This is a genomic window from Salinicoccus roseus, assembly GCF_003814515.1.
GTDB classification, from domain to species: Bacteria; Bacillota; Bacilli; order Staphylococcales; family Salinicoccaceae; genus Salinicoccus; species Salinicoccus roseus.
On record NZ_RKQJ01000001.1, the window covers coordinates 1,381,112 to 1,393,794 of the forward strand.

Here is a 12,683-nt window from a genome sequence, read left to right on the forward strand (position 1 = left end):
CTTAATTATATTATACATTGACCTTATTTGACTTTCAAGCATTTGATCCTCTATACCAAAAAAAATAGGACTGCATACAGCCCCTTTCTGCTCATCGCCAGAATGTATCCACCCCGTCCTTATCTTCAATGTTAAACTCGATGATCCTCTTCAGGAGCGCATAGTCCACTTCCCAATCCTCTGCCTATGATCACTGTCATCGATTCCACTGATGAATTCTTCAAATACCGCCATCTTCATTCCCCCTGCTTTTAAATTTTTTCTTCATTAAATTAGTTCATTTTCATTTATAAATATACCCTTTTAATGGTATAGTACACTAAACGTATATTTATGTAAGCGTTTCCATTATATTAAAGGGGTGTGTTAAAATGAAGAGAAATGTAGATCATGCAACGGAAGCTGTTTGGGCAGGGGAGAAGGCGTACCGGGTACATGGCGCCAGCCAGGTGCCGGTCGTGAACAGCGTCGCCTATAACTACGACGACCTCGACCATTGGTATCAGGTGGCCATCGGAGAAGAAGACGGCCATATCTATGGGAGAAATACGAATCCGACCGTCGCTTCATTCGAGGACAAGATCAAGCAGATGGAAGGTGCTGAAGCGGCTACAAGCTTTTCCACCGGGATGGCTGCAATCAGCAACACCCTGCACACCTTCCTCCGTCCAGGGGACCGTGTCGTCAGCATCAAGGACACATACGGTGGAACAAACAAGATATTCACGGAGTTTCTGCCGAAGCTCGATATTGAAATTGAGCTGTGTGAGACAGGCAACCATGAAGCGATGGAAAATGAAATCAAAAAAGGCTGCCGGCTAATCCATCTTGAAACACCGACCAACCCGACTGTAAAGATTACTGATATCGAAAGGATCGCAGAACTTGCCAGGGAGCAGGATGCCCTGCTTGTCGTGGACAATACATTTGCAACTCCAATTCTGCAGAACCCGCTGTCACTTGGAGCCGACCTTGTCGTCCACAGTGCCACGAAATTTCTGGGCGGACATGCAGATGCACTCGGCGGGGTGCTGTGCGGAAGAAAGGACCTTGTCGAGCAGGTCTTCCACTATCGTGAAATCAATGGTGCCACAATGGACCCCAATGCCGCCTACCTGATGATCAGAGGAATGAAGACATTGGATCTCAGGGTCTGGAAGCAGACCGAAAACGCAGGCAGGCTTGCTGAATACCTTTCCGGCCACCCTGCTGTGGCTGAAGTATTCTATCCGGGACTTGAGAACCATCCGAACCATGAAATCGCAAAAAAACAGATGAAAGGATTCGGCAGCATGTTCAGCTTCTCCCTGCATGGCGGGATGGAAGCTGTCAAAGAAGTGCTGCCACGGCTTGAATTCGCAAACAGGGCAGCCAACCTGGGCGCCGTCGAAACAACAGTCGGACCGGCCAGGACGACCAGCCATGTGGAATCCACTCCGGAAGAGCGGGCGGAACTCGGAATCGCTGAAGGCCTCATCCGTTATTCTGCAGGCATAGAATCATTCGACGACTTGAAGCAGGACCTTGAAAATGCGCTGCAGGCACTCAACGTGTCCAATGCCCAATCCTGACCCTCCACATCCTGCCTTTTAGCAATAATCCACAGACAAAGGGGAGAGGCCCATGTTCTCCAAAGAAGAATATGATATCAGAATGAACAATACGAAACAGAAGATGCTGCAGTATGGGGTTGAGGGTTTGATCATATCCAATCCCTCAAACATGTATTATCTGACGGGATACGATGCATGGAGCTTCTATGTAAATCAGGTCGTCCTGGTCTTCATCGATATGGACGAACCCATATGGATCGGCCGGCAGATGGATGCCAGTGGAGCAATGATGACGACATGGATGAAGGAATCCAGCATCCGCTTCTATCCCGACAATTATGTACAGTCGACCATCAGGCATCCCATGGATTACGTGGCTGAAGTACTGATCGAATGCGGCCAGGATGATAAGAAGATCGGTGTCGAAATGGATTCCTTCTACTATACGGCAATGTGCCATGAACGTCTGCAGATCGGTCTCCCCAATGCCGAGCTGAAGGATACCGGCAACCTGGTGAGCTGGGTCAGGGTCCTTAAAAGCGATACAGAAATCAGCTACATGAAGAATGCTGCACAGATTGTGGAAAAGGCCATGCAGGCCGCATACGACACCGTCAATATCGGTGTCCGGGAAAATGAAGTAGCAGCGGCCATTACACATGCCCAGATCTATGGCAGCGATGATTTCGGCGGCGACTATACTTCCATGGTCCCCATGTTACCTGCCGGAAAGATGACCGCCAGTCCCCACATTACATGGTCGGACAGAAGATATATCGAGGGGGATATACTGACACTAGAAATTGCCGGATGCTATAAACGGTATCATACGCCACTGGCCCGCACCATGATCCTCGGTAAAGCCCCTGGGCACGTGCAGGAGGTGGCAGATGTAATAAATGAAGGCATCAATGAAACGCTCTACCACATGACCCCGGGCACTACAGCCGAAGAGGTGAATGAGGTGTGGACCCGCACCATCGGCAAGCACGGATATGTGAAGAACGCCCGTATCGGATACTCCATCGGACTCAGCTACCCACCCGACTGGGGGGAGCATACCATCAGCTTCAGGGCGGGAGACCACACCATGCTTCAGCCGAACATGACCTTCCACCTCATGCCCGGCCTATGGTTCGACAACTTCGGTGTCTCCATCACCGAATCGGTCTATATCACAGAAGGCGGGGCAGAGACTTTCGCCTCCTTCGACCGCAAGATTTTCGAAAAGACGGCGGAATAAAAAACAGCCTCCAGTTCAAACTGGAGGCTGTTTCTCTTTTGTCTGATTATAGATGAACCGTCACATCTGCATCTTCACGAAGCTCTGAAGCGAGGTTCTGTGCAGCCATTGTTTCCTTCTCCATCTTCACCTGGTCTTCAAGCTGCGGCTTGATCTCTTCAAAGGAAGGGACTTCCCCTTGGCCCGATTCTTCCTGCTGCGCCGTCATCTGATCATACATTGCCTGAAGTTCTTCCTCTGTAGGGTCAATTTCGCCAGTCTCTTCTTCGATCATCTTCGTGATTTTACTATCCGTTTCAATCTGGGATATCACTTCTTCTTTTGCCATGCCCTGCTCTTCAAAGGCAGCGAAGAGCTCATCTTCAGATTCGAATCCATTCTGTTCGACCAGCTGTCCTACGATTTCATCGACTTCCTCTTCAGAGGCACTCATATCACGATTGTCCACTTCCTGGATGAAGAGCCTCTGACTGATCATGCCATCGAGGATGTCTTTTTTCATCTGATCCTGGTCGATTTCTTCACCGGTCATCTGCTGCTGCATCGCTGCCGACTGGAATTGATTGGTGTATGTCTGCTCGAATTCTTCCTTCGTGATTTCCTCACCGTTCACTTCAGCAACGACATCCGGTATGCCTTCAAGATCCGGTTCCGGCATTTCAGGATGTCCTTCACCCTGCTCTGCTTCAGCAGACTTATCACTATTTTCAGAAGCTGCTTCCTCATTATTGCCTGATGCCGCTTCCTCCTGTGTTTCCGTTTCTTCATTTGTATTTTCTGCAGATTCATCTCCGCCACCACATGCTGCCAGAACAGCCAAGGATGTGCCGAGGGATAGGCTGAATAATAATTTCTTCATAAAATCATTTCTCCTTCTAATACATATTGTCCGTTATTTTATCACATCCTTATGAAATGTAAATTTATAAGATGGGGAAAACCTGAAATTCCTCTTGAAATGTGGCTATAAATTGTCTGACTTCAACGATAAGGCCACGCACCTCTAATTCTCAATAGTGAACCTTTCCTCCCATGAATCATTGTACAGTTGATATCTTACAGCCCTGTATGCACACGCTCCTGTCCGGAACCTTTTCATTTCCGCTTCAAACATCCTTTCGGGTGGATAGTTAGTCCACATCTTCTTCCCTGCAGTCTTCAATGTGATATGTATAGGCCATAACTGATGCATTAATAGACGGATACCCTAAATGTCCTGCGATATACGCCGCAGATCTTCTAAAGACGCCACTCCACATTCATTTATGTCTTTCTTCATTTTAAGGCATTAAAATAACCTCTAACGGCCTGGACCGAAGAGGTTATTTCCAAGTACTATATACTATTCCACTGTGACGGACTTCGCCAGGTTGCGTGGCTTGTCGACATCGTTGCCGCGGTGCAGTGCTGCATAGTATGCGATGAACTGGTATACGACTACAGATACGAGTGGTGTAAGCATCTCATGGACACGCGGGATGACATATGTGTCGCCTTCCTGGTCCAATCCTTCCATGGATACCATACACACTTTGGCGCCGCGTGCTTCTACTTCCTGCGCATTGCCGCGGATGTTCAGGTTCACTTTCTCCTGTGTAGCGAGTGCAAAGACCGGGGTGTTCTCTTCAATCAGTGCAATCGTACCGTGCTTGAGCTCCCCGCCGGCGAATCCTTCTGCCTGGATATAGGAGATTTCCTTGAGCTTGAGGGCGCCTTCGAGTCCGACATAGTAGTCCATCGTCCTTCCGATGAAGAATGCATTGCGCGTCGTCTCAAGGTACTCGTTGACGATCTGCTCAATCGCGGGCGCATCGTCAATGATGGCCGTGATGGCCGTCGTGACTTTGGCAAGTTCCTGCATCAGGTTGATTTCCGTACCCTTGTCAAGCTCCCTTGCCGCTACCTGGGCCAGGATGGAAAGGACGGCAATCTGAGCTGTATAGGCCTTCGTTGAAGCGACGGCAATCTCAGGTCCCGCATGCAGGGTGAGTGTCTGGTCTGCTTCCCTTGAAAGCGTGGAGCCCGGTACGTTCGTCACTGTCAGGGATTTGTGGCCAAGCTTCTTGATTTCAACCAGTACGGCACGGCTGTCTGCAGTCTCACCGGATTGTGAGATGAAGATGAAGAGCGGTTTCTCCGACAGCATTGGCGTATTATATACGAATTCCGAAGCGACATGTACTTCCGTCGGCACACCTGCCCATTTCTCAAAGAATTCCTTGCCGATCAGACCTGCATGATAGCTGGTTCCGGCAGCGATGACATAGATGCGGTCGGAGTCCTTCAGCTGGTTGATGATTTCGGCATCGATCTTGAGGTTCTCGTCTTCATCCTGATACTCCTGGATGATCTTGCGCATTGCAGCCGGCTGATCGTTGATCTCCTTGAGCATGTAGTGGTCATATGTGCCCTTCTCGGTATCACTTTCATCGATTTCTGCAATATATGATTCCCGATCCACTTCTTTGCCGGTCTTATCCTTGATGATGATTTCATCTCTCTTGAGCAGTACGACTTCGCCATCCATCAGTTCGACGAATTCATTCGTCTGCTGCAGCATCGCCATGGCATCGGAAGTGATGACATTGAAGCCATCGCCTCTGCCGAGCAGCAGTGGGGATTTGTTTTTTGCAGCATAGATGACATCCGGCTCTTCCTCATCCAGCAGCCCAATTGCATATGAACCGTGGAGGATATCCAGTGTCTTAGTGAATGCTTCTTCTGTAGAGAGGCCTTCCTGTGCGAACTTGGACATGATTTCAACTATGATTTCAGTATCAGTACTTGAAACAAGTTCCACATCAGGAATGTGCTCCTGTCTGACCTGTTCATAGTTTTCGATGACGCCATTATGGACAAGCGTGAAACGTCCGTCAGCACTCTGATGCGGGTGTGCATTCTTGACGTTCGGCACACCGTGTGTCGCCCATCTTGTATGGCCGATGCCCACTGTCGCATCAAAGTCCATATCCACCTTTTCACGCAGATCCTTGATCCTTCCCTTTTCCTTGAAGACTTTCACTTCATTTTCATCCCTAACCCCGATGCCTGCAGAGTCGTAGCCACGGTACTCCATCTTCTCAAGCCCGTACAGCAATATTTCCTTCACATCTTTATTTCCAATATATCCAACGATTCCACACATTAAAAAACGCCCTTTCTCTCTCTTATTATATTTAGTTATCTTTTGCCAGTGCTCTGTCCCGTCGGTCACCCGATGGCTTTAACAGCTGGCCTTACGAATACTTCAGTATCCGGGACAGTATCCGCCGATGATCGATCACTGTCCTCCTCGTCAGCAAGCCGATGCTTGCCCAGGCGCTATTCCGATTTATAGTATACCTATACCCTACCCTCCTTATTCTTCACCATCCACATTGTAAGGGATACCAGTCCATACTTCAATAGAATCATGCATTTATCATATATTTTGGAAGAAAAAACCTCCAACCCGGAAGTTGGAGGTTTTTGTCATCATTAGTCGAGACCCATTTCTGCCTGGACCACTTCAGCGATGTCATTGCTGTATTGTCTTGCCAGTTCTTCCGTCTCCGCTTCCACCATTACGCGGACGAGCGGTTCCGTGCCTGACGCTCTGACGAGGACGCGGCCGTTGCCGTCCATCTCTTTTTCGACTGCTTCGATCTTTTCGGCCACCAGTGCGTTATTCGCCACGTTATATTTATCTGTAACACGTATATTCACAAGCTCCTGAGGGAATGTTTCCACCTGACCTGCAAGTTCACTCAGTGTCTTGCCTGACGATTTGATGATGGATGCGAGGTGGACGCCGGTCAACAGGCCGTCTCCCGTCGTGTTGTAGTCCATCATGATGATGTGGCCGGATTGTTCGCCACCAAGGCTGTAGCCGCCTGACCGCATCTCTTCGACGACATAACGGTCACCGACTTTCGTCTTGTCACTCTTCAGGCCATGTGCCTCAAGTGCCTTGTAGAAGCCCAGGTTGCTCATTACAGTAGATACGACCATATCATCCTTCAGCATGCCTTCAGACTTCATGTGCTGGGCCAGAATGAACATGATCTTGTCTCCATCGACAATGTTTCCTTTTTCATCCACTGCAATGATCCTGTCGCCATCTCCATCAAAGGCAAATCCAAAATCACAGGATTCCTCCTTGACGAGTTCGACGACCTTTTCAGGATTGGTGGAACCGACACCGGCGTTGATATTTGTGCCGTCCGGGTTGCAGCCTACAGTAACGGTATCCGCTTCAAGATCCCCAAAAAGATACGGCGCAAGGGAATATGTGGAGCCGTGGGCACCATCGAGCGCAATTTTCATACCTTCGAAATCCTCATCGACTGTCGACTTGAGGTAGCTTACATATTTCTGGCCGCCTTCATAGTAGTCGGATTTATTGCCCAGATCGGCACCCGTAGGCCTTGGCAATGTATCTTCCTCCATGTCCAGAAGTTTTTCAATTTCCGCCTCCTGGTCATCAGTGAGCTTGAATCCATCCGCACCGAAGAACTTGATGCCGTTATCCCCTACAGGATTATGGGAAGCAGAGATCATGACTCCAGCATCCGCCTCCATCTCCTTCGTCAGGTATGCGACGCCCGGCGTGGAAATGATGCCGAGCCTCATGACTTCCGCTCCGATGGAAAGCAGTCCAGCTACGAGTGCCGACTCGAGCATCTCTCCTGAAATACGCGTGTCGCGCCCAACCAGTACCGTCTTATTCTCACTTTTTTGTCCTGCCAGTACGTAACCGCCGAATCTTCCCAATTTGAATGCAAGTTCCGGGGTCAGTTCAGTGTTTGCTACACCTCTTACTCCATCAGTTCCAAAATATTTACCCATGACGTTCTCCTTTTTTTATGCAATATATTATCCGTTATTCTGCTTAACTTCTATATCCGCCCGAAGAACCGCAGGTTCTGTCCTGTCGACATCTTCAGGCACATCGATATCCACGTCCCGTGTAGTGGATTCGTCAAGACCTTCCACATCCACTTCGACATTTATCTCTTCGAGCTCCTCCAATACCTCTTTTGTCCCGTAGACTTCTACAGTATCATAATTGAGCCCGACATCTTCCAAAGTGTAGCCTTCTTCGACTTCACCGTTCACTTCATAATTCACAGAGACTTCCTTGCTCCGTTCCTCGACATTTATTTCCACCCGTACATGCGTCGGGTCGATACGGACATCAAGTTTGTTGAATTGTGTATCAAATACGCTTACTTCGGCTTCTTCGACACGATCTTCAGTGATTCTTGCATTGTCGTTCAAGGTGGCCCGTACATACTGTATACGGTTCATTTCACTTTCTCCACCCATCACGGTAACAGTTTCGGGTTCAATCTGTACAGATTCAAGATCATGATTTGGCCCGACACGGCTTTCACTGACTTCCGCCTGCACTTCAAATGTCCGCGTCACCAGTTCCTGTATATTCACATTTGCAGTTTCCGGGACTACTTCAGCAGTTACATTCTCGGGCAGCCCATCTACTGTGAAATGCTCTTCATATTCACCGACTTCCCGATTCCTCAGATCCAGAAAGACTTCGAAATCCCGGGTGGTCTGAAGCCGCTTCACATTGGATGTATTGCCGAAAAGCTGAACATTGACCTGATCCGGAGCCCCGGATATATAATGTTTTTCATCATCATAAAGCACTTCCACCGGCATGCCCTCGATCACCTCCGATTCAGGTGATTCTCCATTCGAAGCAAGAAATTCATCGAAGACATCATTGACCGATAGAAACATGAACAGTGCCAGCAGCAGCGCGACAAACCTTAATCCCCATTTACTTTCTAGCAAACAGACCGCCCCCTTCCTTCAACGGTGGAAGAATGCTCCAATGTGACTTGAGCAGTTCGTCAAGTTCATCAAGCGATATTTCTTTTGTCAGCTTACTGTCATAGGTGACGGATATGTTGCCTGTCTCCTCTGAGACGACGACCGTAAATGCATCAGTCACTTCAGACAGCCCGACAGCTGCGCGATGTCGGGTACCAAGGTTCTTCGCGATCTTGCTGCTGTCCGACAGCGGCAGATAGCTGGCCGCTGTAGCGATCTTGTCCCCCTGTATGATCATTGCACCATCGTGGAGGGGGGTATTCGGGATGAAAATGTTGATCAGGAGTTCTGAAGTGATGTTTCCATTGATCGGTATACCGGTCTCTATATAGTCTTTCAGTCCCGTTTCCTTTTCAAAAACAATCAGCGCACCGATGCGCCGCTTGGCCATGTACCTGACGGATTTCACCATCGCTTCCCTCAGCTTGTCCTGCTCAGTTGTGGAGCTTGCACTCCCATTGGTGCGGAACAGGCTGCCACGTCCGAGCTGCTCAAGTGCGCGCCTCAGCTCAGGCTGGAAGATGACGATGATTGCAAGGAAACCCCATTCCAGGACAGTATCGAACATCTGTGTAGTTGTCGTCAAATCGAAGAAGTTACTGATTGATCGGCCGATGAGGATGAGAAATATCCCTTTTATCAGCTGGATGGCCTTTGTGCCCTTCATTACAGTAATCAGAAGATATATTACATACCATACAATCAGCAGATCGACAATACTTGCTATTATGGTTGCCGTAGTGACATTTTCAAAAAAATTGCCTGTCTGCATAATGCGTCCCTCACTTAATCATTCATATGGACCCAAGTCTCTTTTCCAATTCTTCATGAATATTGGAAAGGACTTCGTCTTGTCTGATCATCTCCACATCAGTTCCAAGACCCTTGAATCTTTTTTCTGCTTCTCTTATATTTCCATTCCTATACTTTGCGTAGCTGTCGAGCAGCTGCATTACTGGAACTCCCGACTCCGATACCATTGCTTCGAGTGCTTCCGTCTTGCCGAGCATAGCGAGGTTTTTCCCTTCAAGGAGGGAAAGCTCGTCCTTCCTATAGTCGATATTCAGCATCCTGGAATGCTTTTTGATGCGTGTCACGAAACGGGAAGAAGTAAAGTATTCCCCAGCCTTATGATAGCACTTTGCCACCTCAAACAGGATTCTTATGACCCCAAGGTCAAAATCGGAAAAACGAAGGATGGTATAGAGCGTATCTTCCAGCAGGTCGAGCGATGCTTCGTACGAGTCCTCTTCACCCAGTAATTCCACTTTGAGGATGACTGCGTCGATATAGGCCTGGTTGATTGAGACGGTCGACAGCAGTTCAAGCGCCCGGTCAATATGTACCCTCAGCTTCCTCCGGTCTCCCGTATGCTTGAAGTACTTGGCATAAAGAAGATGGACACGCCCGCTGTCTGGTGCTGTAATCTGTTCCACCTCTTCATATTCCTTCTCTATGAAATAGTGGAGCGACGAATAGTCCCCCTGCTCCATCTTCTGTTCATAATAGGCGATTTCACGCAGAATCTCCACATCATTATAACGGAAGTGGGAAACTTCCTGCATAAAATCGTTGACCGAGCAGTTGAGCCTTTCGCTCAATTTGATCAATACATTGGTTGAAGGGTGCACGCTTCCCTTTTCGATCAGGCTCAAATATGTCCTGGAAATGATGCCGTCTGCCAACTCTTCCTGTGTAAGGTTGTTATTATTGCGTATTTCCTTGATCCGCTGTCCGATCATAATGGTGCCCCTTTCACTGTCTTAACAGTTCCATCATACCAAAATGGCAAAAATGCAACAAATGTTACAAGTGTGATCAAGCAAATATTATCGATGTTCATTTTATTGACATCGCTTTTATACTTAATCATACTATAAATATACATTATAAGGGGTGTTCTACATGAAAAAATTATTGGTTATCGATAACCTCGCCCAACTGAAAAGCGTAAGTGACCCTTTCAGGATCCAGCTCATGACCATGCTCGCAGAGAAGCCGAAAACCGGCCAGATGCTTGCTGATGAGCTCGACATCCCGCGGGCCAAAATCCATTACCATCTTAATGAACTTCTTAAGAATGGGATTATTCATGTAGTAAAGACCGAGGAAAAGAACAGCATCATCCAGAAGTTCTATGAGCCTGTGGCCAAAAAGGTCGTTCCCAACATCGATCTCCTGAAATACAGCGCTGATGAAAAGAAGAAGGACAGCATGTCGTATAACTTGAGGATGAAGGAAGATGATCTCAAGCAGTTCAAGAAGGAACTGAAGAATTTCGTGAAGGATAATTCGGAGAAAAAAGGAAGCAAAAATACAAAGGACTACAAGGTCCAGATCCTGCCCATAGGAGAAGACTAGCCATTAAAGAACTGCATCCCGTCAGAGATGCAGTTCCTTTTTGTCTAAAGCTGCTTCTTGCCGAAAAGGGAAGCAGCGATTTCAACAGCTTTCCCAGCAGTTTTATTCCTGTCATCGAGCAGAGGATTCACTTCAACCAGATCCATTGAGGTGATTCGGTCCGAATCATTCAGTATGCTCATCGCCAGCTGCGTTTCGGATAATGAAAGGCCACCATCGACCGGTGTACCTGTACCGGGTGTCTCCATAGGGTCCAGCCCGTCGACATCCAGAGAAAGATGGATGCCATCGCATTTTTCCACGAGGTGGTCCAGTGCCTGCTTCATCACCTCAGCGATGCCCATCATTCTGACATCCGTCATTGTAAAGGTGAGGATATCATTGTCATGGATGTATTGCTTCTCCCCTTCATCCAAATCACGCATCCCAATCAGAACAATGTTCTCCGGCTTAACCTTCGGTCCCGCATCATATAGATTGACGAGGTCTGTATCTCCAATACCACATGAGATGCCGAGGGGCATGCCATGAATATTGCCGGATGGTGATGTCCTGCTGTCATTCAAATCTCCATGCGCATCATACCAGATGACGCCCAAATTTTCGTAGTGCCTGCTGATGCCGGCAAGTGATCCTATGGCCAATGAATGGTCTCCACCAAGAATCAGTGGGAATGCCCCATTGGATAGGGATGCATCGACAGCCCCCGCCAGTATGGTATTGAAGTCTTTAACAGCATCATAATTCAACAGATTATCATCATTCTTTATATTGTGGCACTCTGCTTCGACCTCGAAGTTTCCTTTGATGTTGCCCTTATCGGTCACAGAGAGATCCAATTCCTTCAACATTTTTGTCAGCCCCGCATACCTCAGGGCATCCGGACCTAAATCCACACCAAGTCTCGGTTGTCCAAAAGCAGTTGCAGCACCGATGATATGTACATTCTGATTCATTGAATTCCCCTTTCCATTCGTCTCACAAATACTATAGTATACAACCTTGGATTTTTATGCAAATATTATTGCATAGACGAATAAAAGGGAACAAAAAAGGCACCTTCCAAAGGAAGATGCCTTGTGAGTGAGCCATAGAGGATTCGAACCTCTGACCCTCTGATTAAAAGTCAGATGCTCTACCAACTGAGCTAATGGCTCATGGCTGGGCTAGCAGGATTCGAACCTGCGCATGACGGTACCAAAAACCGTTGCCTTACCGCTTGGCGATAGCCCAATACTTTTAAGAATGGAGGGGGGCAGATTCGAACTGCCGAACCCGAAGGAGCGGATTTACAGTCCGCCGCGTTTAGCCACTTCGCTACCCCTCCGTGGTGGAGAATGACGGGTTCGAACCGCCGACCCTCTGCTTGTAAGGCAGATGCTCTCCCAGCTGAGCTAATTCTCCAATCAATGACCCGTACGGGATTCGAACCCGTGTTACCGCCGTGAAAGGGCGGTGTCTTAACCACTTGACCAACGGGCCAACATATATGTAATTAAACAAAAAAATGGCTCCACAGGTAGGATTCGAACCTACGACCGATCGGTTAACAGCCGATAGCTCTACCACTGAGCTACTGTGGAATAAACAATGAATTGCCCGGCGGCGTCCTACTCTCACGGGACGTCAGTCCAACTACCATCGGCGCTGGAGAGCTTAACTGCTGTGTTCGGCATGGGAACAGGTGGGGC

10 protein-coding genes, 6 tRNA genes and 1 rRNA gene are annotated in these 12,683 nt (G+C 48.2%); 3 read left to right on the forward strand and 14 right to left on the reverse strand.

What is annotated here, in order from left to right; genetic code table 11:
- Positions 1–371: 371 nt before the first annotated feature.
- Entirely contained in the window at positions 372–1,571 is a 1,200-nt protein-coding gene (locus EDC33_RS07020; RefSeq protein WP_124010617.1) for a cystathionine gamma-synthase family protein, read from the forward strand.
- Positions 1,572–1,623: 52 nt separating this feature from the next.
- Positions 1,624–2,796: a M24 family metallopeptidase gene (locus EDC33_RS07025; protein WP_094906794.1), complete on the forward strand. Its 1,173-nt coding sequence runs from the start codon at positions 1,624–1,626 to the stop codon at positions 2,794–2,796.
- Positions 2,797–2,842: 46 nt separating this feature from the next.
- Here EDC33_RS07025 and EDC33_RS07030 read toward each other — a convergent pair whose 3' ends face one another.
- The 6 genes from EDC33_RS07030 to EDC33_RS07055 form a co-directional block, all read right to left on the reverse strand.
- Positions 2,843–3,655 carry a SurA N-terminal domain-containing protein gene (locus tag EDC33_RS07030; protein ID WP_124010618.1) on the reverse strand — a complete coding sequence of 271 codons (813 nt, stop codon included), beginning with the start codon at positions 3,653–3,655 and terminating at the stop codon, positions 2,843–2,845.
- Positions 3,656–4,138: 483 nt separating this feature from the next.
- Positions 4,139–5,941, reverse strand: a complete 1,803-nt coding sequence (glmS, locus tag EDC33_RS07035; RefSeq protein WP_124010619.1) for a glutamine--fructose-6-phosphate transaminase (isomerizing) — start codon at positions 5,939–5,941, stop codon at positions 4,139–4,141.
- Between the two features lie 332 nt (positions 5,942–6,273).
- A complete protein-coding gene (gene glmM, locus EDC33_RS07040; protein ID WP_094906797.1) occupies positions 6,274–7,623 on the reverse strand; it encodes a phosphoglucosamine mutase in 1,350 nt (449 codons plus the stop codon).
- 27 nt (positions 7,624–7,650) lie between these two features.
- Positions 7,651–8,592 carry a CdaR family protein gene (locus tag EDC33_RS07045; protein WP_094906798.1) on the reverse strand — a complete coding sequence of 314 codons (942 nt, stop codon included), beginning with the start codon at positions 8,590–8,592 and terminating at the stop codon, positions 7,651–7,653.
- Entirely contained in the window at positions 8,579–9,403 is an 825-nt protein-coding gene (gene cdaA / locus EDC33_RS07050; RefSeq protein ID WP_040105219.1) for a diadenylate cyclase CdaA, read from the reverse strand. The genes EDC33_RS07045 and cdaA overlap by 14 nt, the downstream gene beginning before the upstream one ends.
- Before the next feature lie 22 nt (positions 9,404–9,425).
- The gene (locus EDC33_RS07055) at positions 9,426–10,373 is read right to left on the reverse strand and encodes a helix-turn-helix domain-containing protein (protein WP_124010620.1); all 948 of its coding nucleotides are present in this window, start codon (positions 10,371–10,373) and stop codon (positions 9,426–9,428) included.
- A 163-nt stretch (positions 10,374–10,536) separates the two neighbouring features.
- On the opposite strand from EDC33_RS07055, the gene EDC33_RS07060 reads away from it, so the two are divergent.
- On the forward strand, positions 10,537–10,992 hold the full coding sequence (locus tag EDC33_RS07060; RefSeq protein WP_094906800.1) for an ArsR/SmtB family transcription factor: 456 nt from the start codon (positions 10,537–10,539) through the stop codon (positions 10,990–10,992).
- Positions 10,993–11,036: 44 nt separating this feature from the next.
- Here the strand turns inward: EDC33_RS07060 and rocF are convergent, their stop codons facing one another.
- The 8 genes from rocF to rrf form a co-directional block, all read right to left on the reverse strand.
- A complete protein-coding gene (gene rocF, locus EDC33_RS07065; protein ID WP_124010621.1) occupies positions 11,037–11,948 on the reverse strand; it encodes an arginase in 912 nt (303 codons plus the stop codon).
- 128 nt (positions 11,949–12,076) lie between these two features.
- Positions 12,077–12,149, reverse strand: a tRNA-Lys gene (locus tag EDC33_RS07070).
- Position 12,150: 1 nt separating this feature from the next.
- A tRNA-Gln gene (locus EDC33_RS07075) sits at positions 12,151–12,225 on the reverse strand.
- Positions 12,226–12,238: 13 nt separating this feature from the next.
- Positions 12,239–12,319, reverse strand: a tRNA-Tyr gene (locus EDC33_RS07080).
- 1 nt (position 12,320) lies between these two features.
- Positions 12,321–12,396, reverse strand: a tRNA-Val gene (locus EDC33_RS07085).
- Between the two features lie 6 nt (positions 12,397–12,402).
- Positions 12,403–12,474 (reverse strand) — tRNA-Glu (locus tag EDC33_RS07090).
- Positions 12,475–12,500: 26 nt separating this feature from the next.
- Positions 12,501–12,575: transfer RNA gene (locus EDC33_RS07095), tRNA-Asn, on the reverse strand.
- A 14-nt stretch (positions 12,576–12,589) separates the two neighbouring features.
- Positions 12,590–12,683, reverse strand: a 5S ribosomal RNA gene (rrf, locus tag EDC33_RS07100); the annotation flags it as partial.

Bases quoted from the DNA above. Each gene is read 5' to 3' on its own strand.
- EDC33_RS07020 (WP_124010617.1), top strand. From the start codon at position 372: ATGAAGAGAAATGTAGATCATGCAACGGAAGCTGTTTGGGCAGGGGAG.
- EDC33_RS07025 (WP_094906794.1), top strand. From the start codon at position 1,624: ATGTTCTCCAAAGAAGAATATGATATCAGAATGAACAATACGAAACAG.
- EDC33_RS07030 (WP_124010618.1), bottom strand. From the start codon at position 3,655: ATGAAGAAATTATTATTCAGCCTATCCCTCGGCACATCCTTGGCTGTT.
- glmS (WP_124010619.1), bottom strand. From the start codon at position 5,941: ATGTGTGGAATCGTTGGATATATTGGAAATAAAGATGTGAAGGAAATA.
- glmM (WP_094906797.1), bottom strand. From the start codon at position 7,623: ATGGGTAAATATTTTGGAACTGATGGAGTAAGAGGTGTAGCAAACACT.
- cdaA (WP_040105219.1), bottom strand. From the start codon at position 9,403: ATGCAGACAGGCAATTTTTTTGAAAATGTCACTACGGCAACCATAATA.
- EDC33_RS07055 (WP_124010620.1), bottom strand. From the start codon at position 10,373: ATGATCGGACAGCGGATCAAGGAAATACGCAATAATAACAACCTTACA.
- EDC33_RS07060 (WP_094906800.1), top strand. From the start codon at position 10,537: ATGAAAAAATTATTGGTTATCGATAACCTCGCCCAACTGAAAAGCGTA.
- rocF (WP_124010621.1), bottom strand. From the start codon at position 11,948: ATGAATCAGAATGTACATATCATCGGTGCTGCAACTGCTTTTGGACAA.